The organism is Paraburkholderia phytofirmans OLGA172 (assembly GCF_001634365.1).
In the GTDB taxonomy this organism is placed as follows: Bacteria; Pseudomonadota; Gammaproteobacteria; order Burkholderiales; family Burkholderiaceae; genus Paraburkholderia.
The window spans coordinates 3,075,456-3,099,840 of sequence record NZ_CP014578.1; the positions used below are offsets into that span (position 1 = coordinate 3,075,456).

The 24,385-nt window shown below is 62.7% G+C and carries 17 protein-coding genes and 1 tRNA gene; 7 read left to right on the forward strand and 11 right to left on the reverse strand.

Annotated elements, in window-relative coordinates; genetic code table 11:
• Positions 1-20 precede the first annotated feature (20 nt).
• The 3 genes from AYM40_RS13455 to AYM40_RS13465 all read left to right on the forward strand — a co-directional run bounded on the left by AYM40_RS13455 (position 21) and on the right by AYM40_RS13465 (position 4,565).
• Complete coding sequence (locus AYM40_RS13455; RefSeq protein WP_063496648.1) at positions 21-962, forward strand: DUF2950 domain-containing protein; 942 nt, start codon at positions 21-23, stop codon at positions 960-962.
• Positions 963-1,187: 225 nt separating this feature from the next.
• Positions 1,188-2,048 (forward strand): bifunctional methylenetetrahydrofolate dehydrogenase/methenyltetrahydrofolate cyclohydrolase FolD, encoded by an 861-nt coding sequence (gene folD / locus AYM40_RS13460; protein ID WP_063496649.1) that lies wholly within the window; start codon positions 1,188-1,190, stop codon positions 2,046-2,048.
• A 408-nt stretch (positions 2,049-2,456) separates the two neighbouring features.
• Complete coding sequence (locus AYM40_RS13465) at positions 2,457-4,565, forward strand: M3 family metallopeptidase (RefSeq protein ID WP_063496650.1); 2,109 nt, start codon at positions 2,457-2,459, stop codon at positions 4,563-4,565.
• A gap of 169 nt (positions 4,566-4,734) precedes the next feature.
• Here the strand turns inward: AYM40_RS13465 and AYM40_RS13470 are convergent, their stop codons facing one another.
• Positions 4,735-6,027, reverse strand: a complete 1,293-nt coding sequence (locus AYM40_RS13470) for an amidohydrolase family protein (RefSeq protein ID WP_063496651.1) — start codon at positions 6,025-6,027, stop codon at positions 4,735-4,737.
• Between the two features lie 270 nt (positions 6,028-6,297).
• On the opposite strand from AYM40_RS13470, the gene AYM40_RS13475 reads away from it, so the two are divergent.
• Entirely contained in the window at positions 6,298-6,996 is a 699-nt protein-coding gene (locus AYM40_RS13475) for an aspartate/glutamate racemase family protein (RefSeq protein ID WP_063498004.1), read from the forward strand.
• 107 nt (positions 6,997-7,103) lie between these two features.
• Here the strand turns inward: AYM40_RS13475 and AYM40_RS13480 are convergent.
• Together AYM40_RS13480 and AYM40_RS13485 are read right to left on the reverse strand one after the other, a co-directional pair.
• Positions 7,104-7,180: transfer RNA gene (locus AYM40_RS13480), tRNA-Met, on the reverse strand.
• A 180-nt stretch (positions 7,181-7,360) separates the two neighbouring features.
• Positions 7,361-7,648, reverse strand: coding sequence for a hypothetical protein (locus tag AYM40_RS13485; protein WP_063496652.1), 288 nt, complete (start codon positions 7,646-7,648; stop codon positions 7,361-7,363).
• 255 nt (positions 7,649-7,903) lie between these two features.
• Between AYM40_RS13485 and xth the strand changes: the two genes are divergently transcribed.
• Entirely contained in the window at positions 7,904-8,680 is a 777-nt protein-coding gene (xth, locus tag AYM40_RS13490) for an exodeoxyribonuclease III (protein ID WP_063496653.1), read from the forward strand.
• A gap of 89 nt (positions 8,681-8,769) precedes the next feature.
• Here xth and AYM40_RS42470 read toward each other — a convergent pair whose 3' ends face one another.
• The 4 genes from AYM40_RS42470 to glnA all read right to left on the reverse strand — a co-directional run bounded on the left by AYM40_RS42470 (position 8,770) and on the right by glnA (position 15,706).
• Positions 8,770-11,151: a prolyl oligopeptidase family serine peptidase gene (locus AYM40_RS42470; RefSeq protein ID WP_236720844.1), complete on the reverse strand. Its 2,382-nt coding sequence runs from the start codon at positions 11,149-11,151 to the stop codon at positions 8,770-8,772.
• Positions 11,152-11,360: 209 nt separating this feature from the next.
• On the reverse strand, positions 11,361-12,878 hold the full coding sequence (ntrC, locus tag AYM40_RS13505) for a nitrogen regulation protein NR(I) (RefSeq protein WP_063496654.1): 1,518 nt from the start codon (positions 12,876-12,878) through the stop codon (positions 11,361-11,363).
• Positions 12,879-12,913: 35 nt separating this feature from the next.
• A complete protein-coding gene (gene glnL, locus AYM40_RS13510; RefSeq protein ID WP_063496655.1) occupies positions 12,914-14,056 on the reverse strand; it encodes a nitrogen regulation protein NR(II) in 1,143 nt (380 codons plus the stop codon).
• Between the two features lie 234 nt (positions 14,057-14,290).
• Entirely contained in the window at positions 14,291-15,706 is a 1,416-nt protein-coding gene (glnA, locus tag AYM40_RS13515; protein WP_063496656.1) for a type I glutamate--ammonia ligase, read from the reverse strand.
• 439 nt (positions 15,707-16,145) lie between these two features.
• Between glnA and AYM40_RS13520 the strand changes: the two genes are divergently transcribed.
• Positions 16,146-16,610, forward strand: a complete 465-nt coding sequence (locus AYM40_RS13520) for a rhodanese-like domain-containing protein (RefSeq protein ID WP_063496657.1) — start codon at positions 16,146-16,148, stop codon at positions 16,608-16,610.
• Between the two features lie 196 nt (positions 16,611-16,806).
• Here AYM40_RS13520 and AYM40_RS13525 read toward each other — a convergent pair whose 3' ends face one another.
• The 4 genes from AYM40_RS13525 to AYM40_RS13540 form a co-directional block, all read right to left on the reverse strand.
• Positions 16,807-17,637, reverse strand: a complete 831-nt coding sequence (locus tag AYM40_RS13525) for a competence/damage-inducible protein A (RefSeq protein ID WP_063496658.1) — start codon at positions 17,635-17,637, stop codon at positions 16,807-16,809.
• A gap of 19 nt (positions 17,638-17,656) precedes the next feature.
• Positions 17,657-18,487: an EI24 domain-containing protein gene (locus AYM40_RS13530; protein WP_063496659.1), complete on the reverse strand. Its 831-nt coding sequence runs from the start codon at positions 18,485-18,487 to the stop codon at positions 17,657-17,659.
• Positions 18,488-18,682: 195 nt separating this feature from the next.
• Complete coding sequence (locus AYM40_RS13535; RefSeq protein ID WP_063496660.1) at positions 18,683-19,681, reverse strand: sterol desaturase family protein; 999 nt, start codon at positions 19,679-19,681, stop codon at positions 18,683-18,685.
• 46 nt (positions 19,682-19,727) lie between these two features.
• Positions 19,728-20,747, reverse strand: coding sequence for a beta-propeller fold lactonase family protein (locus AYM40_RS13540; RefSeq protein WP_063496661.1), 1,020 nt, complete (start codon positions 20,745-20,747; stop codon positions 19,728-19,730).
• Between the two features lie 621 nt (positions 20,748-21,368).
• Between AYM40_RS13540 and AYM40_RS13545 the strand changes: the two genes are divergently transcribed.
• Complete coding sequence (locus AYM40_RS13545; RefSeq protein ID WP_063496662.1) at positions 21,369-24,155, forward strand: YadA-like family protein; 2,787 nt, start codon at positions 21,369-21,371, stop codon at positions 24,153-24,155.
• The last annotated feature ends 230 nt before the right edge of the window (positions 24,156-24,385 follow it).

Consider the following 24,385-nt stretch of genomic DNA (forward strand, 5'->3'; position numbering starts at 1 on the left):
ACGATCAAGAGGAGTCTCGAATGATTCGCTTATTTCCACGCGGCGCCTTGCGCGCTCACGCTCTGACACTCGCCGTCGCCCTCAGCACGGCCGGCACCCTGCTGGTGGCGCCGGTACTGCTGCTCGGCGCAACTTCCGCACACGCCCAAGCGGTCTATCCCACTGCCGATGACGCCGCCAATGCGTTCGTCGATGCCTTGGCCCGCAACGACGAAAGTGCGCTCAAACACGTGCTCGGCAACGATTTTCACCGCTTCATTCCTTCCGAAGGAATCGGCGAGGACGACATCTACCAGTTCCTTGGCGCATGGTCGAAAAGCCATCAGATCGTCGAGGACCCGGTGAAGAGCAAAGGTCGCGCAACCGCGCATCTGGCGGTCGGCGACAGTGGCTGGACCTTGCCGATTCCGCTCGTGCAGGCCGCGCACGGCTGGCGCTTCGATCCGCCCGCGGCGCAGGACGAGATGCTGACACGCCGCATCGGCCGCAACGAACACGCGGCGATCCTGACCTCGCTCGCCTACCTCGACGCGCAAAACGACTATCACAACCTGACCCACCACTACGCACAGCGCTTCGTCAGTACGCAGGGCCAGCATGACGGCCTGTATTGGGCGACGGCGCCCGGCGAAGGGGAAAGCCCGCTCGGACCGCTCGCCGCCACCATGCCCAACGGCACCCTCCCGAAAGAGGCCTATCACGGGTATCACTACCGGATTCTGACGGCGCAAGGTCCGCACGCGAAGAGCGGCGCGCAAAACTACGTGGAGAACGGCGTGCTAACCAAAGGGTTCGGTCTGATCGCCTCGCCGGCTGAATACGGCAAGACCGGTGTGATGAGCTTTATCGTCAATCAGGACGGTCAGGTCTATCAAAAGAACCTGGGGCCGCAATCCGCACGCGCCGCAGCGGTCATTAAATCGTTCGACCCGGACGATAGCTGGCAGCCGGGGCAAGAATAGGGGGCGAAGCCGTTCGGCAGCCGCGGCGGCGTACCACCCGGAATCCGTACATGGCGCGCCATGCCAGGCCGGTATAATGTCGGACTTTGCAGCGCTGCTTATCCCTGATTCGCGCCGCGCGCTTTTCATGTGCCGCCCCGTTTCCGGTGAAAAGCGCCATCGCACGTGCCACACACACGCGCCTGCGCCCTGCTCCGCTTTCCAAACTGCCCATCTCGACCGACCATGACTGCCAAACTGATCGACGGCCTCGCCCTATCCAAGACCCTGCGCGCCGAAGTCGCCACGCGTGCCGCCGCCCTTACCACTCGCGGCCATCAGCCGGGCCTCGCCGTGGTGCTGGTCGGCGACAATCCAGCCAGCGAAGTCTACGTGCGCAACAAGGTCAAGGCGTGTAATGACAACGGCCTTGGTTCGTCGTTCGACCGCTATCCGGCCGATCTGCCGGAAGCCGATCTGCTGGCGCGCATCGACGAACTGAATCGCGACCCGCGCATCCACGGCATTCTGGTGCAACTGCCGCTGCCGCCGCATATCGACAGCCACAAGGTGATCGAGGCGATCGCGCCGGAAAAGGACGTCGACGGTTTTCACGTCGCCAATGCGGGCGCACTGATGACCGGCCGGCCGCTGTTCCGCCCGTGCACACCGTACGGCGTGATGAAAATGCTGGCGGCCTATGAGATTCCGTTGCAAGGCGCGAACGCGGTGGTGATCGGCCGCTCGAACATCGTCGGCAAGCCGATGGCGCTGCTGCTGCTCGAAGCCGGCGCAACCGTCACGATCTGCCATAGCAAGACGCGCGACCTGGCCGCCCATACCCGTAACGCCGACGTGGTGGTCGCCGCCACCGGCCTGCGCAACATTCTCACGGCGGACATGGTGAAGCCCGGCGCAGCCGTGATCGACGTCGGCATGAATCGCGACGAAGCCGGCAAGCTGTGCGGCGATGTCGATTTCGCGGGTGTCAAGGACGTGGCCGGCTACGTCACGCCGGTGCCGGGCGGTGTCGGTCCGATGACCATCACGATGCTGCTCGTCAACACGATCGAAGCCGCCGAGCGCGAAGCCGCCGCAAAGGCTTAAAGACGCGAACTCGTGCCGGCGAAGCGGTTTCGCCGGCAGGCACGGCTTCAATGCCTGATCGCCATACGTCACGCCAGCCATCCTCCTGAGCACGCCGGGAAAAAAGCCAGAATGCGGCAGGGCAGCAACTCCCACCGTCCGGCTTCGTACAGCGTGCAGCTGCACAGCGGGAGCGGCGAGTCAGGGGCAACACCGCGGCGCCTGCCCGCCGCCCGAACACTGTCTGAACCGCGCGCGGCATTCGCTCCCGCGCACGCAGTCGCGCGACATCTGATAATTTGTCTGCCGACGGATTGGAATCGGCGCGCCCCGCCCCAATAATGTCCTCATGGAGTGTCATCGGGGCGTCCTCGCGCGCGCCCGTCGATGCACCGATTACCCGTTCACCCGCGTCAGACAGGAAGCCATATGTCCACTACCCCCTCGAAGCACGACAATCCGCTCCTCGATTTCTCCGACCTGCCGCGCTTTGGCGAAATCCGCCCCGAACACGTCACCCCTGCCCTCGATATCCTGCTCGCCGATGCAGCCGCCGCTGTCGAGCGCGCCGCCCAGCCGATTACACCGGCTTCGTGGTCCGACGTGGTCGAGCCGGTCGAGCGCGCCACAGAACCGCTGTCGCGCGCCTGGAGCGTGGTCGGCCATCTGAATGCCGTGGCCGATACGCCGGAACTGCGCGCCGTGTACGGCGAAAATCTGCCGCGCGTGACCGAATTCTGGTCGAGCGTCGGCCAGAATCTCGCGTTGTACGAGAAGTACAAGGCACTGAACGCCAGCGACGATTTCGCCTCGCTCACGGGCGAGCGCAAGAAGATCCTGGGCAACGCGTTGCGCGATTTCCGCCTGTCGGGTGCGGAATTGCCGGAAGACCAGAAGCCGCATTTCGCCGCATTGCAGGAACGCCAGGCGGGGTTGTCGAAAGCGTTTTCGGATCACGTGCTCGATGCGACGAACGCGTACACCTATATCGTCGAAGCCGGCGATGAGGCACAACTGGCCGGCCTGCCCGAAGACGTGATCGAAGCCGCGCAGGAAGCGGCCGAACGCGAAGGCAAGACCGGTTACAAATTCACGCTGCACTTCCCGTCATATTTCCCGGTGATGCAATACTCGGAAAATCGCGCGATGCGCGAAGCGATGTACCGCGCGTATGTGACGCGCGCGTCGGAACTCGGTCCGCAATATGGCTACGGCAAGCCGGAATGGGACAACACGGCGGTACTCGCCGAACAACTGAAACTGCGCGCGGAAGAAGCGCACATGCTCGGCTACAACAACTTCGCCGAAGTCTCGCTCGCGCCGAAGATGGCCGAGTCGCCGGCGCAAGTGATGGCCTTCCTCGAAGATCTCGCCACGCGCGCGCGTCCGCACGCCGAACAGGACTGGAAAGAACTGCGCGAATTTGCCGCGACCGAACTCGGCATGACCGACCTGCAGCCGTGGGACATGACGTTCGCCGCCGAACGTCTGCGCCAGAAGCGCTATTCGTTTTCCGAGAACGAAGTCAAACAATATTTCCCGGAAGACATCGTATTCAAGGGCCTGTTCAAGGTCACCGAAACGCTGTTCGGCGTGCGCATCCGTCGCGACGAAGCGGCCGTCTGGCATCCGGACGTGCGCTTTTTCCGCGTCGAGAATCAGGACGGCGGCCTCGTCGCCCAGTTCTATCTCGATCTGTATGCACGCGAAGGCAAGCGCGGCGGCGCATGGATGGACGATGCGCGTGGCCGTCACAAGCACACGCACGGCAGCGTGCAAACGCCGGTGGCGTATCTGACCTGCAACTTCTCGGCGCCGGTCGGCGGCAAGCCTGCCTGCTTCACGCATGATGAAGTGATCACACTGTTCCACGAGTTCGGCCACGGACTGCATCACATGCTCACGCGTGTCGATGAACTGGGCGTGTCGGGCATCAACGGCGTCGAGTGGGACGCGGTTGAATTGCCGTCGCAGTTCATGGAAAACTTCTGCTGGGAGTGGGACGTGTTGAGCGACATGACCTCGCACGTCGATACCGCCAAGCCGCTGCCGCGTGATCTGTTCGACAAGATGCTCGCCGCGAAGAATTTCCAGAGCGGTCTCGGCACGTTGCGCCAGATCGTGTTCTCGATGTTCGACATGCAGCTGCACACCGGTTTCGATGCGTCCGGTACGAAGAACGCCACCGAACTCGCGAGCGAGATCAACGAGCGTTTCCACGTGGTGCCGCAAGCGGCGTTCTCGCGTTGGCCGAACACGTTCAGCCATATTTTCGCGGGCGGTTATGCGGCGGGCTACTACAGCTACAAGTGGGCTGAAGTGCTGTCCGCCGATGCGTATGCCGCGTTCGAAGAAGCCGCACAAGCCGCGAGTGGCAGCGTGCTCGATCAGGCAACCGGCCTGCGTTATCGCAAGGAGATTCTGGAGGTGGGCGGCAGCCGTCCCGCGATGGAATCGTTCAAGGCGTTCCGCGGCCGCGAGCCGAATATCGATGCCTTGTTGCGCCACAACGGCATGACGCCTGGCGCGGCGCATTGATCTCGCGTTGAAGCGGCAGTCGGCGTTGCGGACCGCGCCGACGTCGATAAACAAGCCGGTGACCTGCTCATGAAAAAACACCCCAAATCGTTGGACGGGTGTCCAACTTTTGGGGTGCAGTTCAAAGTTACCGGCTTTTTCATTCTCGCACCAGTATGCGGCGCGCGGCTTAAGCGCGATGCAGTTTGAAATCCACCTGCGCAGGACGCCCTTCCAGCGACAACGCCGCGTGCGCAGCAGGCGCACGGCTCACCACCTTGCCCCGGCTCACCACCGCGAGCCGCGCGGCGCGCAGACGGATCGCTTCGACCGGATCGCGTGCGTCGAGCAGCACGAGATTGGCAGCGCTTCCCGGCGCGATGCCGTAGTCTTCCAGACCGAGAATACGCGCGGCATTCACCGTGACCGCGTCGAAGCACGCATGCATGCCCTCGACGCCCGTCATCTGCGCAACATGCAAACCCATCTGCGCGACTTCGAGCATGTCACCCGAACCGAGGCTGTACCACGGGTCCATCACGCAGTCGTGGCCGAACGCGACGTTGATGCCCGCTGCCATCATCTCCGGCACGCGTGTCATGCCACGCCGTTTCGGATACGTGTCGCTGCGGCCTTGCAGCGTGATGTTGATCAGCGGATTGGCGATCGCCGCGACGCCCGACTCGCGCATCAGCGGCAAGAGCTTGCTGACGTAGTAGTTGTCCATCGAATGCATCGAGGTCAGGTGCGAACCGGTGACGCGCCCATGCAAGCCGAGCCGTTGCGTTTCGGCTGCGAGCGTTTCGATATGGCGCGACATCGGATCGTCCGATTCGTCGCAATGCATGTCGACACGTAGGCCCTGCTCCGCCGCGAACTCGCACAGCATACGCACGGACTGCGCGCCGTCGGCCATCGTGCGTTCGAAATGCGGAATCCCGCCGACTACGTCGACGCCCATCGCAATCGCCCGCTTGAGATTCTCGAATGCGCCGGCGCTGCGCAACACGCCGTCCTGCGGAAACGCAACCAGTTGCAAGTCGAGATACGGTGCGACGCGGCGCTTCACTTCGATCAGTGCCTCGACCGCGAGCAAGCGTGGATCACAGACATCCACGTGACTGCGAATCGCCAGCAGACCGCGCGCGACAGCCCAGTCGCAGTACTGCAGCGCGCGCTCGATCAGCGCCTCCTGCGTGAGGTCAGGCTTCAGTTCGCCCCACAGCGCGATGCCTTCCAGCAAGGTGCCCGACGCGTTCACGCGCGGCAGACCGTACGACAGCGTCGCGTCCATGTGGAAATGCGGATCGACGAATGGCGGCGTGACGAGCGAACCGGCGGCGTCGATTTCTTCGCGTGCGCTTGCGCTTAGATTCGGTTCGACGGCGACGATGCGGCCCGCTTCGATGCCGATGTCGACCGGCTGCTTGTGACGCGGCGCGGCGCTCGGCGGCAGCATCGCGCGGCGGATGATCAGATCCATGGTTCGCTCCCTGTTGACCGCTCTTTGAGTGACTACGATTCTATCGGCGCCAGAAAGTGCGTGGCGACGTTTTAGCAAGTCGCCGTACCGGTGCGCAGAGGGGAATCCGTACCGGCTGCGTGCACTGGCGCCCGCCTATACTCGACTTTCGAATGCTCGGTGCCTGGCGTTCAGCGTTCAGCGTTCGGCGTCGGCGTCGGCGTCGGCGTCGGCGTCGGCATTCTCCTTCGACGCATAACGGCCTGCATCATCCACCAACGGAGCAAGACCATGAAAACCATCGGCGTGATCGGCGGAATGAGTTGGGAATCGTCGACCGAGTACTACACGCTCATGAACCGCCACGCCAAGGCGCGCCTCGGCGGCCACCACAATGCCCGCAGCCTGTTGCTGACGGTCGACTTCGCGTCGATCGAGGCCAACCAGCGCGCGGGCGACTGGACCGCGCTCGGCAAACAGATGGCCGACGCCGCCCGTCAGCTCGAACGCGGCGGCGCCGACCTGGTGATACTGGCGACCAACACCATGCATCGCGTGGTTGAATCGATCGAACAGGCGATCGACGTGCCGTTCCTGCACATCGCCGATCCGACCGGTAGCGCGCTGCGCGCGGCGGGAATCGAGCGGGTCGGTTTGCTGGGTACACGCTATACGATGGAGCAGACGTTTTACACGGGACGCTTACACGAGCGCTACGGCCTCGAGACACTGATTCCCGACGAAGCCGAACGCGCGGATGTGCATCGCATCATCTACGACGAGTTGTGCCACGGCAACGTCAATGACGCTTCGCGGGCGGTGTATCAGCGCGTGATCGAAGGACTTGCTGCGCGGGGTGCGCAGGCGGTGATTCTCGGCTGTACGGAAATCACCCTGCTGATCAAGCCGGAAGATTCGGCGCTTCCCGTGTTCGACACGACCGCGTTGCATGCTCAAGCGGCGGTGGAATGGGCGATCGAGTCGGACTGACAGCCGCAGACTGAATGCTAGTGCGCGTGACGCATGCATGAGGAAACAGCAGGCGCCAGAAGTCAAAAAGCCCGCGTAGCTTGCGCTAGCGGGCTTTCAACAATGCTTGGTTGCGGGGGTAGGATTTGAACCTACGACCTTCGGGTTATGAGCCCGACGAGCTGCCAGACTGCTCCACCCCGCGTCAGAGAAAAGCGATTGTATAGGGCCGTTCGCGAGACGTCAAACAATCGGGTGAAATAATTTCAGACGAGGCGCCGCGCGTATTCGCACTCGGGCGCACTCGGGCGCACTCAGGCGCACTCGGGCGGCACGTGAATGCAGCAAGTGATGCCGCAAGTGACGCCGCAAATGAGCAGGCACCTCAGAGATCCGCGACGGTCGCGCCTTCTACTTTGCCGTCGATGATGTCCGCGCCGTATTGGCTCGCGCTGCGTTTCGCGACGCCGAAATCGGAAAACGTGGACGGCAGCACGAGACGAAATACGCGGCTTGCCTTCGAGCCGCTGATGGCGCCCGGCCGGCACACGCGGACCGCAACGTCGTAACCTTCGGCATGACGCTTGTGACCGTCGAACTTGTCGAACTGCCGCGAAAACACTAGCGGATGCACTTCGAAGTCCTTATAAAGGGCTGGATAGAGTTGGGCCATGATGCATCCCCGATGCGCGTAAAGGTGATCCCACTATACGCCGCGGCGTGACGGGATCGGGCTTTTATTTTCGACGGACGCCGAGGCAATTTTCACCGTCGCGTGTCTCGCGCGATAAGATGCGGGACTATCGGAATCAACCTGATCCGGCCAACCCGAATCCGGGACGCCAGACGGGGCAGCTAAAGCAAAATAAGGCAAAACCGCGGGGACAGTACCCCACAAAGCCTTGCCCAGCAAGAATGTGAGAATTTCATGAAAATCGCCACCTGGAACGTCAACTCCCTCAAAGTCCGCCTGCAGCACGTCATCGATTGGCTCGAAACCAGCCACACCGATGTGCTGTGCCTGCAGGAACTGAAGCTGACCGACGACAAATTTCCCCGCGCCGAGCTCGAAGAAAAAGGCTACCGGAGCTGGTTCGCCGGCCAGAAGACCTATAACGGCGTCGGCATCCTGGTGCGCAAAGGCCTGAACGTCGACGAAAGCAGCATCGTGCGCAACATCCCGGGTTTTGAAGACCCGCAGCAACGCGTGATCGCCGCAACCATCGAAGGCGTGCGCATCGTCTCCGCGTACTTCCCGAACGGCCAGGCGCCGGGTACCGACAAATTCGCCTACAAGCTGCGCTGGCTCGCCGCACTGCACGATTGGATCGCGAGCGAAATGGCGCCGTATCCGAAGCTCGCGCTGCTCGGCGACTACAACATCGCGCCGGAAGATCGCGACGTGCACGATCCGAAAGCGTGGGAAGGCCAGAATCTGGTGTCGCCCGAAGAGCGTGCCGAATTCGTGCGGCTGATTGAACTCGGTCTCGTCGATGCGTTCCGCCAGTTCGAGCAGCCGGAGAAAATCTACTCGTGGTGGGACTACCGGATGATGGCGTTCCGCCGCAATGCGGGGCTGCGCATCGACCATATTCTGCTGTCGAAAGCCCTTGCCGAAATCTGCTCGTCCTGCGATGTCGACAAGGTGCCGCGCAAGTGGGATCAGCCGTCGGACCACGCACCGGTCGTCGCACAGCTCGGCTGAACGGCGCCGCACGCATGGCCTCAAGCGAGGCCTCAACAACGCCAGAGCGAACCGTCAGTCGCGCCCGCCAGTCGGCCCGTTTCCGAAGCCTACGCCGGGCCGTTCAAACAGCGCCACAGGAACTCGAACACCATCGCATCATGCTCGGCCTGCTCCAGCTCATCGGAGCCACCGTGGCCTCCTTCCATGTTCTCGCGATACCAGACCCTTTGCGCACCCAGCGCCTGCATGCGCGCGGCCATCTTGCGCGCGTGTGCGGGATGCACGCGGTCGTCCGCAGTCGACGTGGTGAACAGCACGGGTGGATACGCCACTTCCGCACGCACGCGGTGATAGGGCGAATAGGCCGCCAGCACGCGCGCTTCGCCGGGCTCGTCCGGATCGCCGTATTCATCGATCCATGACGCGCCCGCGTGCAGCAGGTGATAGCGGCTCATGTCGAGCAGCGGCACTTCGCACACCACGGCGCCGAACAGTTCGGGCCGCTGCACCATGCACGCCGCGACCAGCAGGCCGCCATTGCTGCCGCCCTGAATGCCGAGTTGCGCGGCGCTGGTCACGCCTGTGCTGATGAGCGCTTGCGCCACCGCGATGAAATCGTCGAACGCGCGCTGCCGATGCTCGCCCTGCGCCGCCGTATGCCACTGCGTGCCGAACTCACCGCCGCCACGAATATGCGCCACCACATACACACCGCCCCGCTCCAGCCAGCCAATGCCCGGCCCGGTCAGATAACTCGGCAGTAACGGAATCGAGAAGCCGCCGTAACCGTTGAGCAGGCAGAGGCGCGTTTGCTCGGGCGTTTGCTCGGGCGTCTGCTCGGACGTCTGCTCGGACGTCTGCTCGGACGTCTGCTCGGACGTCTGCTCGGACGTCTGCTCGGGCGCTTGCTGCACAGTCTGCGCAGTCTGCCCTTGCGCAGCGTGTCGCGCAATCCGCGGTCCGATCACGGTGTACGGCACGCGCGTGCCGTCCGCGGACACCGCATGCCCACGCGTCACCGCGAACGGCGTCGCATCGAACTGAGTCGGCCATCGGTCGAGCAACGCCCAATCGGTCAAGTCGTCCCGGGCAAGATCGGCGAGCCAGTAGGCAGGCGGCTGCAAATAATCGTCGGTATCAACGAACACTTCGTCGTTCAATGTCGGCTCGACAGGTGAGACGTTGGCTTGCACGTCGTCACGCGACGGAAAGAGGCGTTGATGCCAGTGCCAGACTTCATCAGCCGCTTGCGAGGGGATCCACAGCGAGGTCCTGCTCTGCACGTCCTCCAGGTACGACACGATCAGATAATTGCGCGTGTGCGTCCACTCGCAGGCGGAGGTTTGCGATGTCGGCGTGAAAAGCGGCACCACGTCACGCTCGCCACGCAAGAATGCGGCTTCGCGGATCGCCAGCAACGCGCCGCCCGGATAGCGCATACCGTTGCAGTCCCAATCGAGGCGCGGCTCCAGCAGCAGCCAGCCCTGCCAGCCGCCGACCGCGACGTGCGACGGCACGTCGTACTGCTGCCAGGCATTGACGCTATTGGCAACGCTGCCTGCATTTGCCGTGTTAGCCGTGTTAGCCGTGTTAGCCGTGTTAGCTGCGTTAGCTGCGTTAGCTGCCTCAGTTGCCTCAGCTGCCTCAGCTGCCTTAGCTGCCTTAGCAGCATTGCCCGCAACGCCATCCTCCAAAGCGCCATCGGCGCTATCGAGGTAATACGTGTGCGAGTCGAAGAAATCGACGCTGCTCACCACCGTGTGACGTTGCTCGACAGGATCGTAGTGCGCCTCCACGCCGATGTCGCCGAACGCGCCTTTGAAGACCACCGGCGCCTCGGCCAGCGCAGTGCCCCGCGTCCAGCGCCGCACTTCGCGCGGATAGCCGGAGCGCGTCAGCGTCTTGCGACCGTTGTCCCAGCCGACGTACAGCGTATCCCGGTCGATCCACGAAACCGTGTGCTTGCCGGCCTTCGCAATCACGAAACCGTCGTCGACAAACCGTTGCGCCTCGATGTCGAACTCGCGCACAACCAGCGCATCCGAGCCGCCCGGCGACAGCGTAATCAGCGCGCGATCGCCATCGGGATAGAGAATGTCGAGGTCGGCGCAGACCCATGGCGTGCCTTCGGCCGCACCGAGCGCGTCGAAGTCGAGCAGGTTCTGCCAGACCGGCGCGCCGCTGCGCCAGGCCGCCCACGTCGTGCGCCGCCAGATGCCTTTGGGATTGCGCTCGTCCTGCCACAGATCGTAGGCCCAGTCCTTCCAGCGATCGGGGATGACCGGACGCTCGCGCGGCAGATAAGCGTCCGCAAGCCGCCGTTTGAGCGACTCGAATTCCGCGCTGCTGCACCATGCGGCGCGCGTGCGGGCGTTCTGCGCTTCGACCCACGCGAGCGCGCCGGGGTCGTCGAGCGCCTCGAGCGACAGAAAAGGATCGGGGGAAAGCGGCCAGGAGAAAGGAGCGGGAGAAGCAGGAGAATCGGGCATCGTCAGCTGTCGAATGAAAACAGCGTCGATTATGCCTTGCGTGAGCCCGGGAGCCTTTGACGCACCGTGCCGGAGCGGTTGAAGGCGCCGCCGACGCGGCTTATGGCGCTGTCGAGCAAGCGGTCAAACGGGCGGCCTCTGATGAGTGCCCCAAGCGAGCGAAAACTGCCGGGGCGGCTGGCAAGCCGCCCCGTTCGCCCCCGCAAACCTCAGGGCTCGAGATTGAGTTCCTGAATCTTGCGCGTAATCGTATTACGGCCAATGCCGAGGCGCTCCGCCGCCTCCACCTTGCGTCCGCGTGTGAAATCCAGCGCCTCGCGAATCACCGCCGCTTCGAAACGGCGCGCGAGTTCGTCCATGACGTCGGCCGCATTCTCACGCAGCATCCGCGCGACTTCGGTGCGCAAGCCGCTTTCCCAGGCGCTCACGGTCGCCGCTGCCGGCATGCCGGCAGCGGCGACCGGATGCGTGGCCGCGCTGGTGCCGTTGATCGGCGCGCCGCCGGCAAGCCCTGCTTCACCCGTGCCAGTCACGCCACTGCCCCCGCCCGCGAAATCGGTCACGCCAGCTTGCACGGGACCCAGATCGGGCGGCAAGTCCTTGATCTCGATGGTCTGCGCCGGCGCCATCACCGTGAGCCAGTTGGCGAGATTCTCCAGTTGACGCACATTGCCCGGAAACGGCAGCGATGCCAGATGAGCGAGCGCATCTTCGGACACGCGCTTCGGCTCCACGCCCAGATCGCGTGCACTCTTTTGCAGAAAGTGGCGCGTGAGCAGCGGAATGTCTTCGCTGCGCTCGCGCAACGCCGGCAAGCGCAAGCGAATCACATTGAGCCGGTGATACAAGTCCTCGCGGAACAGGCCCTGACGCACGCGCGATTCAAGATTCTGGTGCGTCGCCGCGATCACGCGCACGTTGGCGCGCAATGGATTGTGACCGCCGACACGATAGAACTGGCCGTCCGAGAGCACACGCAACAGGCGTGTCTGCAAATCGAACGGCATGTCGCCGATTTCGTCGAGAAACAGCGTGCCGTTTTCGGCCTGCTCGAAGCGCCCCTGGCGCATGGCCTGCGCACCGGTGAACGCCCCGCGCTCGTGACCGAACAGTTCGGACTCCAGCAGATCCTTCGGAATCGCCGCCGTATTCAGCGCGATGAAGGGACCGTTCGCGCGTGGGCTATGTCGGTGCAACGCACGCGCGACCAGTTCCTTACCGGTGCCTGATTCGCCAGTAATGAGCACGGTGGCCGAGGAATGCGACAGCCGGCCGATCGCGCGAAACATGTCCTGCATCGCCGGCGCCTGGCCGAGCATTTCCGGCGCCTCGGCAACGCGGTCGTCCCACGTCTGTTCGACGCGCATGCTTTCGTCGACCGCGCGGCGGATCAACTCGACCGCCTTGTCGACGTCGAACGGTTTGGCGAGGTATTCGAACGCGCCGCCCTGGAATGCGGCGACCGCGCTATCCAGGTCCGAGAACGCCGTCATGATGATGACGGGCAAGCCCGGCACCTTGTCACGGACGGTTTGCAGCAATTCGAGGCCGGAGCCGCCAGGCATCCTGATGTCGGACACCAGCACCTGAGGGCTGTCGTGATCGAGCGCGGCCGATGCCTCGCGCACGTTCGCGAAGCTGCGTGTCGCGAAGTTTTCGCGAGCGAGCGCTTTTTCGAGCACCCAGCGAATCGATTGATCGTCGTCTACTATCCAGATCGGCTTCATATAGGTCGGTCAGAAGTCTTGAAATACATTCGGTGTTAGCAGTCGAGCGGCAGCAGAATCTGAAACTCGGTATGGCCCGGTCGGCTTTCCACTTCGATCAGCCCGTCGTGTTGTTGCACGAAGGTCTGCGCGAGCGTCAGGCCAAGACCGCTGCCGTCCTCGCGCCCCGACACGAGCGGATAGAAAATGCGGTCACGGATTTCCTCGGGAATGCCTGGGCCGTTGTCAGTGATACGCAAGTCCAGTGCCAGCTTACATAAGCGTTTCGACACGGTGATCTTGCGCGCAACGCGAGTACGCAATTCGATGCGCGCGTCGCCTTGCGAGATGCGTTCACGCAATGCTTCCGCAGCATTGCGCACAATGTTCAGCAGCGCCTGGATCAGTTGCTCCTTGTCGCCGCGCAGGTCCGGCACGCTCACATCGTAATCGCGCTCGATCGTGAGTCCGCGCGGAAACTCCGCGAGAATCACCTGGCGCACGCGCTCGCAGACTTCGTGAATATTCACGTCGCCAACGATATGCGGATGCCGGTGCGGCTCCAGCAAGCGATCGACCAGCGTTTGCAGCCGGTCCGATTCCTTGATGATGACCTGCGTGTACTCGCGCAACTCGTCGCGCTGACGCTCGCCGAGTTCGAACTCGAGCAGTTGCGCCGCGCCGCGAATCCCGCCGAGCGGGTTCTTGATCTCGTGCGCGAGATTGCGGATCAGTTGTTTGTTGACCGACGTGAGGTCATTGATGCGCTCCTCGCGGTCAGACCGTAAATGCCGCTCATTCTCGAACAGTTCGAGCAGCACGTAGTCTTGCGCGCTCTCCAGAAAGCCGACGATCGCATGCACATGCAGCGGCTCGTGGCCCGGGCGCTCGAGTACGGCGTCCAGATGCGTCGCGTGAAAACGGTGAGCGGCGATCGCGGAGATGGTCGCGACCAGTTCGTCGGCGTTCGAGAAGATGTCCTGCCATGCCATCTGCCTCAGTTGCTTGCGCGACAGATCAAGCATCGATTCCGCCGACGGGTTCGCAAACACCACGCGCAGCGTGCGCTTTTCGAGCACCAGCACAACCGTCGGCAATGCCTCGAAGCCCGGCAGCAAACCGGAACTCACCAGCTGAGCGTCGTCCGACAGCGTCTGCTCGTGTCCTTTCCTTGCCTTCATCAAATTCTTCAGAACCATCTTGCAGTGTGGCCGATAGGAGATGGTGATCAATCAGGTGTACCGCTTATTGCCCTGCTTGTTGTGCTAACTACTGTCCGGCTTCATTGCCCCTACGCCGCAAACCTTGCGCGTCATTGCGCGCCGAATCATTCGGGTCTAACAAAAAAGGGACGGCGCCGCCGTCCCTTCGTGACCGATCGCGAGCGTCGGGCAAAGCGCTTCGCCGTTTGAAGGGCGAAGCGCCATTGCCGCTTACAGCGAGTAGTACATTTCGAATTCGATCGGGTGCACCGACTGACGATAGCGTTGCAGCTCGCCCGTCTTCAGTTCGATGTACGCGTCGAGCATCGAATCCGTGAACACGCCACCGCGCGTCAGGAACTCGCGGTCCGCGTCGAGTGCGTCCAGCGCCTGGTCGAGGCCGGCACACACGGTCGGGATCTTTGCATCCTCTTCCGGCGGCAGGTCGTACAGGTTCTTGTCGGCCGCTTCGCCCGGGTGAATCTTGTTCTGCACGCCGTCCAGACCCGCCATCATCAGCGCGGAGAAGCACAGGTACGGATTCGCCATCGGATCCGGGAAGCGCGTTTCGATACGGCGGCCCTTCGGGTTCGACACGTGCGGAATGCGGATCGATGCCGAACGGTTGCGAGCCGAGTAAGCCAGCTTCACCGGTGCTTCGAAGTGCGGCACGAGGCGCTTGTACGAGTTCGTCGACGGGTTCGTGATTGCGTTCAGCGCGCGAGCATGCTTGATGATGCCGCCGATGTAGAACAGCGCGAATTCCGACAGACCTGCGTAACCGTTGCCCGCGAACAGGTTCGTGCCGTCTTTCCAGATCGACTGGTGAACGTGCATGCCCGAACCGTTATCGCCGACCACCGGCTTCGGCATGAACGTTGCCGTCTTGCCGTACGTGTGCGCGACGTTCTGGATGATGTACTTCATTTGCTGTAGCCAGTCGGCGCGTTGCACCAGCGTCGAGAACTTCGTGCCGATTTCGTTCTGGCCCTGGCCCGCGACTTCGTGGTGATGCACTTCGACCGGGATGCCGATCTGTTCGAGCAACAGACACATTTCCGAACGGATGTCCTGGAACGTGTCGACCGGCGCGACCGGGAAGTAGCCGCCCTTAGTGCCCGGACGGTGGCCGGTGTTGCCGCCTTCGAAGTCCATCGCCGAGGACCACGGTGCTTCTTCCGAACCGATCTTGACGAACGTGCCCGACTGGTCCGTGCCCCACTTGACCGAGTCGAAAATGAAGAATTCAGGTTCCGGGCCGAAGAAGGCCGTGTCGCCGAGGCCCGTGCTCTTCAGATACGCTTCAGCGCGCTTCGCGAGCGAACGCGGGTCGCGTTCGTAGCCCTTGCCGTCAGCCGGTTCGACGACGTCGCAGGTCAGGACGAGGGTCGACTCTTCGTAGAACGGGTCGATGAAGGCGGTGTTCGCGTCCGGGACCAGCAGCATGTCCGATGCTTCGATGCCCTTCCAGCCGGCAATCGACGAACCGTCAAACGCATGGCCGCTTTCGAACTTGTCTTCATCGAATGCCGACACCGGCACCGAAACGTGTTGCTCTTTGCCGCGCGTGTCGGTGAAGCGGAAGTCGACAAACTTGACGTCTTCGTCTTTGACGAGTTGAACGACGTCGGCCACGGATTTACTCATAACCTATCTCCTGATTAACGAATTCGGCGGGTTCAGCCGCCGCCCAATCTAGCTGACCCGCCCCGGCGCGTCCACCCCTCTATCGCTGAGGACGAACATAAAAGCCTGCTGGAACAAATCGATCGACATCAATAAAGCAGCTTCCATGCCACGTATGCGCCAACCCGACGCAAAACGACACTGCGCGCGCGTTTGCGGGGAACGGACGCACCGAACCGCATGCAGCCCCGAAAACTTTGAGCCCCATCACGCACCGATTAAGTGCGCCCACAAAATCAACAACGACTACCGCCTCCATTTTGGTGCATTTGTAAAAATATGCACCATCATTGAGCGCGCATCCTCCCGCTTCGCACGGACGGGATGCCGTCTCTGAACCGCATCCGCACCACACGCTGCGCGCTAGAATGATCATTTGGTCCGAAGGAGGTTTGCGCTCATGAGCACGCTCGAACAGTTGTACGCCCAGGCGGACAAGCGCCGCACCGAGAACCAGTTGCCCTACGCGGGCGCGGTATCGCCCGCCGAGGCGTTCGAACTGCTGCAACTCGATCCGCGCACGCGTCTCGTCGACGTGCGCACCCGCGCCGAACTCGACTGGGTCGGCCGGCCGGTTATCGGCGACGGGCAATACGTGCATGTGGAATGGACGCGCTATCCGGGCGCCGTGCCGAACCAGGAATTCCTTCAGCAACTGAGCCATGCGGCCTCGCCCGATACGCCGGTGCTGTTTTTGTGCCGCAGCGCCGCGCGCTCGAAGCTCGCCGCGATCGCCGCCACCCAGGCGGGCTACGACAAGGCGTATGACCTGCTGGAAGGCTTCGAAGGCGACAAGGACGCCCAGGGGCATCGGAAGACGGTGTCGGGCTGGTGCTTTCGCGGATTGCCGTGGATCGGCGCCTGAATGCTGAGCGCTTGCCCGATCGTTGCAGCTCGCCCCACGCAGGCTGCGGGCGATGGATTGCAGTTAGACGCATCGTCGGCGCTGCGTGTGACAGGCCGATGATGCATTGAGTCTTGAGTTAGGCACGGGCACGGGCGCGAGCGCGCCCAAACAACGTTTGGCGGGTGCGGAGAATCATCCGCGGCTCAAGCGCGGCTCAAGCGCGCGGTTTAGCCGCAGCCGCCTCGGGCTCGACAATGTCGCCGCCCAGCAGATGCACGCCTTCGCGCAGCTTCACGAAGGCCGCCGCCACCGCTTCCGGCTCGCCCTTCACACCCAGATCGATATGATGCCGCGCATACACGCCGCCGCGCGCCGCATCGCCCACGCTCGGCAGGCTGAACACGCGCACACCCGGAAAATCGTGTTCGATTTTTTCCATCAACGGCGTAACGCGCGACTCCGGAAGCTCGAAGACCAGCAATGACTTTTCCGCGTGCGGTATCGCGTGATGCAGGTGCGCGTACTGGGTGTCCAGCACCCATTCGATCATCGGCCACGCCATCACCGGGAAACCCGGCACGAAGTAATGCTGCTTGATCGAGAAGCCCGGAATCTTGTTGTAGCCGTTGGGAACGATCGATGCGCCCCGCGGATACGTGCCCATATTCAGACGATGCCGGTTCTCAGGCGCGTCCAGATCGAGCGGCGTAGCCGAGTTCGCCGGATACATATCGCGGATGCGCTCCTGAATCAGCTTAGCGGCCTCCGGATGCAGTTCGAGCGGCACGCCGAGCGCGGCGGCCGCGCACTGACGGGTGTGGTCGTCCGGCGTGGCGCCGATGCCACCCGTGGAAAACACGATGTCGCCCGACGCGAACGTGCGTCGCAGCGTTGCCGTGATGCGCTCCGGCTCGTCGCCGACGTATTCCGCCCAGCCGAGCGACAGCCCGCGCGCGCCCAGCAACTCGATGACCTTCGGCAGATGCTTGTCGACGCGTCTGCCCGACAGGATTTCGTCGCCGATGATGATGACGCCAAATGCCATTGCCGCCTCTTTCATTTAATCAGTAGGGAACCGGCGCCGCGTGCCGCGGGCCGTGCTCTTCCGCGCGCATGCGTTGCAGCGCGCGCAGACAGTAGTAGCCGAACCACAGCGCCGAGAACACGAGGATGAACGCGTAGATCCAGATGGTCACCGCGGTGATCACCGGGAACAGCACGATCAACCAGACCGACGACGCCCACAACAGCGTAGGCAGCGATCCCAGCAGTCCGCTCGCGATGCCGATCAACAACAGCGGCAACCTGAAACGCCGCACCAGCGCGCGGCGCTCGTCACGCGTGGCATGCAGCGCCAGCGCGTCGTAACTCATCACGCGATAGGTCAGCCAGCCCCACAGGAGCGGCGGAATCAGCGCGAAGAACGGCGGCACCAGCCAGAGCGGCAACGTGACAATCAGCAGCACGAGACAGACCAGCGTGGTCCACAACGCCTGACCGAGACTACCGTACCACGTTCCGCCGTGGCGCATTTCGAGGCCCGCGAATTGCCGCACCGACAGAAAGCGGATCACCGCCGGCATCGACAGCGTGGCGATCAAGAGCAACACCGTGACGACGATCAACGGAATCGCCATCGCAATCACAATGAACGGCGCGATCGCCGCGTGCAGCGCCGAAAAGCCGAGCCAGTCGAACAGACGATAAAGCGTGAGCGTGAACGACCAGCTTTCGAGCCACGTGCGGGTGGCGCCGATCAGCGTCTGCCAGGAAAACCACAGGATCACGCCCCACCCGACCGTTGCCGCCAGAAACGGCAGGAAGGTCAGCCAGAGCATGCGCGGGTGGAGCGCGCTTGCGAGCGCGCGTCCGAACGAGCGCAACAGATCATTCATGCGAGCCAGTGCCAGTGAACGAAACGATGGAATAAGGGAAGCGGCGCGACAAACCGGCCAAAAGTGCGGCGGACGGATCGGAATACTGACCGGAATGCCGAACAGAAAGCTAACCAGGGTCGTGCGTGCAAACGTGGACAGGATAAACCACGTGACGCGCCGCCGGGAAAACCGGCGGCGTGAGCGGAAGAATGCTTAAACCGGGGCGGCGTCGCAGCCCTCGGTGCGACGCTTCGGCGAAAGCCGCCCGGCGATGCGCACGAAGGCGAGCCAGTGCTGCGCCCAGAAACCGTCACCGTAGCGCCGGCCTTCGAGTTGGTCACGGATACCGGTCGGCTCCATCTCCCGGCTCCATGACACGCTCCGAAACAGCATGTCCCACCAGGGGAACAACACCCCGAAATTGCAACCGTACTTCAGGCCTTCATGGCCGTAGCCGATCGCATGGTGACGGCGGTGGAAAGTCGGACTGACCAGCAGGCGCTCGCCGAGCCAGCCGAAGTACAGACGAATGTTCGCGTGCTGCACGCTCTGCGCCAGGTTCGTGATCGCCACCAGCACGACGAATTGCGACGGCGGCACGCCGATCACCAGTGCGATCGCTGCGAAAAACGAAGCCTGCAACAAACTGTCGAGCAGGTGGTTACGGTCGTCGGACCACAGTGACATCTGCTGCTGACTGTGATGCACCGCGTGCAGCTCCCACCACACGCCGAACCGATGCTCCCAGCGGTGATACCAGTAACCGGCGAAATCGAGTACCAGCAAATACATCGCGAACGTGACGAGGGGCTGCGTGGTGACACCCGGCCACAGATTGTCGAAGTCGATACTCGCGATGTTGTGCAGCCGCAGCCACGCCTGCACGTTGTCGAAGAACGGCTGCAGCGCGAAAAAGAAAAACAGGTTGAGGATGCCGAGCTTGGCGATCCATGTGTAGATCACGTCGACGCGCACTGCCTTGCGGTTTCCCCACTGCTCCACCGGGCGCAGCGCCTCGAGCGGGCGCAGGATCGCGTACATCGCCAGCACCTCGAAGACGCCGACGATCACCCAATAAAGGCTATCGTAAGTGTCTTCGTCGTAGTCCATCAGATCGAAGCGGAACAGCAGCGGCTGCACCACGTCGACGTACAGCAGCGTCTGCACCGCTGAGACGGCGCTGCCGAGAGAAGAAAAAATCAGATGGAACATCGTGCCGGCCTGTTACTCCATTCCTGGCGGTTCGCTGATGACAGCGTCAAGCGCCGTTCGGCGCCGTGACCGGCGCGCGATTGAGGAAATAGATACCGTGCGGCGAACGGCCGACGGCAATCGTCTGGATCAGCTTACGCGTGTTCAGGTCGATGATGCCGACGTGCTTCGCGAAGCGGAAAGTCACCCATAGATAGCGTTTGTCGGCGGAAAGTTCCATGTCGTCCGGGCCCGGCATCAGGCCGGTGATGTCGCCCACGTTGGTGAGCGTGTCTTCGTCGATGATGCTGATCGTGCTCGCGACGCGGTTCGACACCGCCACATGCTTGCCGTCAGCCAGCGAGCGGAAGTTATGCGCGCCCTTGCCGGTCTGGATTGTCTTGACGATTTTCTGATTGCGCCAGTCGACCACCGCGACGTAATCCGCCCCGGTCATGCCGATCAGCAGGTACTTTTCGCCCGGCGTCATCCACAGCCCGGCCGGCACCTTACCGACCTTCATCTTCCACTTGACGGTTTGCGTGGCCAGATCGATAGCGGCCAGCTCGCCCGACACCTGCAGCGTGACGAAAACCGTCTTGCTGTCATTGGTGAACGCCATGTGGCTCGGCATCACCGCGAGCGGCAGACGCGAGGCCAGCGTCATCTGGTTCTTCTGGCTGTCGTAGTGATAGATGTCGAGGCGGTCCAGACGCAGCCCGGTGGTGACGAGCCACTTTCGGTCGGGCGAGAAACCGATCTGATACGGATCCTCGATGTTCTCGACCCAGCGCTGAACCTGGCCCGACTTCGGATCGACGAACATCAGATTGTTCGACACCGAGTTGGCGACGATCAGCGACGAATTGTCCGGCGTGGCCATCAAGTGATGCGGTTCTTTACCTGTTGGCACCGTGCCGACGACCTGGTGAGTGGCCTCGTCGATCAGGCTCAGCGTGGCTTCGCCGGAATTGAGCACGATCACGTTGTTGGCGTGGGCCGCCGGAGAAAAAAAGCCTGCGGCGGCGACCAGCGCCGCGCCTGCGGCGAACGTGGCAGTCCAGCCGGGAAGAAAAAATTTACGCATGAAAACTCACTTCGGAGAACAGCCGACATTGTAGAACGTTTGCTGTGACCAGCGGTTGACGTGGATGCGGGTGCGACGCGCGGAAAAGTGCAAACCGGGCGGGATGTCGGTACGACGCTGTCAGCTAATTCCGCTGCACTACCAACGTAACGTCGGTTTCGCGTAAGAAAAACTTCCGTCCGATTTTCACAATGCAACTCTTTTCAATCAAAACAAAAAATTATTACATTCTCACGTTTTTAAACAAAACATAAGACAAACAAAGATAATTCTTTATATTTCCTAGCTCTATGCATTTATATTTCAATTAATCAAAATAGATTACATTCAATTATTTATTTTCAACCGTTTAGGAATTGGCTTATTCCCTCTCTGCCGTGCCACGCCTGACAATCCCGCCGTTCATCGCCCATGCACTTAATCCTGTGGACTTAAGGGCGTGACGCAGGCGATTCGGACGCGCGAAAAATTCAGCAGGACACAGAAAACGGACGACGGGGAAAACCGCGGTCTATATGTTCTTATTTGTGCGCGAAATACCAGGGCGATGACGCCTGATTCGAGTCGCCGCGCTTTCACGTGCAGTCCACGCACGCAATAACCGCGGAGTTTCTGAAAAAAATGAACAAGATCTACAAATCGGTTTGGTGTGAAGCGACGGGCACGTGGGTGGCTACGTCGGAAACGACTCGGTCGAAGACGAAACGCGGGACGTCGCGGAAGCTGGCTATGGCGCAAGTCGTGCTGGCGGGGGCGGCGTTGGTGGGGAGCGTTTCGGCTGCCTACGCGGATCCGGCGTCGGCCAATCATTATTTCAGCGTCAGCGGACTAGCCGATGGGTCAGACGACGCCCTTGCGGTCGATGGCATGAACTCCATCGCCGCCGGCCCTACAGCCACAGCCGCCGCCCTCGATTCGATAGCGATTGGCAACTCAGCTCGTGCGTTGAACAGCGAAACCATTGCGCTCGGCACTAACACTGCAGCGACCGGAGCCAGTTCGGTGGCAGTCGGGTTCCAGAGTAAAGCCGCGGCAGCCAACAGCGTCGCGTTTGGCGAGAACGCATTCGTTACAAAGACCGCTACCGACAGCGTCGCCATAGGTTCGGCCGCTACGGCGACCGCAGTCAATAGCGTTGCATTAGGCGCAAAGTCCACCACGACTGCCGACCTAACCGCATCGGGCGAAAAATTCGGCGCCGCCGATTCAGACATCGCTGGCCTTACGGCTCATGGCGAGGTGTCGGTCGGCTCGGCGAGCAATGAACGGCGCCTGACCAACGTCGCCGCTGGCGCAGCGGACACCGACGCCGTCAACGTGAGCCAACTCAAAGCCGTCGACAACAAAATCGCAACGGCCACGGCAAATAGCGTCCAGTACGACACAACGCCTGCCGACAAGAGCAGCGTGACGCTCGCCGGTCCGGCATCAACGGACGGCGGCGTAACCGGCGGCACAACGATAACGAACGTGCATCAAGGCACGGTTTCCGCCACCAGCACCGACGCTGTGAATGGCGCGCAACTCTACTCTATCGCTGGCGACACCAGCAGCAACTACATCCAGGAAAACGGTAGCGGCGTCAAATACGTCCGCACGAACGACAGCACCCTGACGCCGGGCGACGCCCACGCAACAGCATCCGGCGCTTCGGCCGTGGGCTACAACGCGCAAGCGAACGGCGTGAATTCGGTTGCAATCGGCTACCAGGGCATTGCATCGGCGGCTGGCGCCGTCGCCGTCGGCGCTGGGTCGTGGGCGCAAAGCGAGAACTCTGTCGCGATGGGGGCCGATTCTCAGGCAATCGGATCGCAGGCCGGCGCGTTCGGCACCAACGCATATGCGTTCGGCGCAGGCAGCGTGGCGCTCGGCGCGAATGCCGCCGCAAATAGCGACAACAGCGTGGCGCTAGGCCAAGACTCAGTGGCCGATCGGACAAATGCGGTGTCCGTTGGATCGAGCGCAATGCAACGCCAGATCACCAACGTCGCAGACGGCACCGCGGGCACCGACGCCGTCAACGTGCGCCAGTTGCAAGCCGCCATCACCGCAGCGACGGCCGGCGAGATGCGCTACTTCCAGGCCAACGGCGCCAACGACGGCACCGACGACGCAGCCGCGACCGGTCTTCGCGCCGTCGCGATGGGTCCCGCCGCCAGCGCCTCCGGCACGAACGCCTTTGCCGGCGGCAATGCTGCGTATGCCAGCGGCGACAACAGCGTCGCCATCGGCAATCAGGCCGAGGCAAACGGCGACGGATCGGTGGCCATCGGCGCGAAGGCAGTCGCCGGCCACGATCCGCTGTCGACAGGTGGCGAGAACATCGCAGGCGCCACCGCGATCGGCGCAAGCGCGCAAGCCCTCGCCACGAACGCGACTGCGCTGGGCAACATGGCCGCCGTTACCGCAGATAACGCCGTCGCGCTCGGCCAAGGCTCGATTGCCGATCGCGCCAATACCGTTTCGGTGGGTTCCGTCAATAGCGAGCGCCAGATCACCAACGTCGCCGCCGGCACCGCCGACACTGATGCGGTCAACGTCGCCCAGTTGAAAGAGGCCAGCGCGCAGACCGCCGCCAAGCTCGACGGCGCCGTCATGTACGACACCAACGCCGACGGCAGCGTCAACAAGAACAGCGTGACGCTCGGCGGCGATGCAGCCAGTGGTGGCACGGTCATCCACAACGTCGGCGAAGGCGTGGATTCGACCGACGCCGTCAACCTCGGCCAACTGAACGCGGCAATCAGCAGCGCTGTCCAGAACATCACCGTGAATCCGAACGTGCCGTTCTTCAGCGCCGACGGCAACACCGACACGGAAGCTGCGCAGGCATCGGGCACGCATTCGGTCGCCATGGGCGCCAACGCCAATGCCACCGGCACGAACGCAATCGCCATGGGCGCGAATTCGATCGCAAGCGGCAACAACGCTACCGCGCTCGGTGCTGCGGCAAACGCCAGCGCCGACAACTCGGTGGCATTGGGTCAAGGCTCGGTCGCGGATCGCGCGAACACCGTATCAGTCGGCGCGGCAGGTCAGGAGCGTCAGATCACCAACGTCGCAGCCGGCGTGCAAGGCACGGACGCGGTCAACGTCAATCAGTTGCAGCAGAGCATGAGCGGCGCAGTCGGCCAGGCTAACAGCTACACCGACGACAAGATCCGCTCGGCCCGTCGCGATTCGTACGGCGGCACGGCATCGGCGCTGGCGGCAGCCGGCTTGCCGCAAGCGGTCTTGCCGGGTCACGGCATGGTGGCGATTGCGGGCGGCACGTATGGCGGCCAGTCGGCAATGGCCATCGGCGTGTCGCAGCTGTCGGAAACCGGCAAGTGGGTCTACAAGGTGCAAGGCACGACCGACTCACGCGGTCAGTTCGGCGCGTCGGTCGGCGCAGGCATGCACTGGTAAGACTTCGGCAAGAAGCGTGACCGGCTCGATCCGAGCCAGTCACATCGAAGTCAATCGCGTTGCTGTACCAGCAGCGAGCAGGCGTGAGCCCGGAAGCGCTCGCGCCCTTTGCGCGTGGCGTCATTCTCAAAAGGAATGGCGTCGCGCGTTTTTTTTGCGCGACGCCATGTGAAGAACCACATCGGCTAACACTACGCGAGCGGCGCGGGCACCTGCAGCGCCCCAACCAC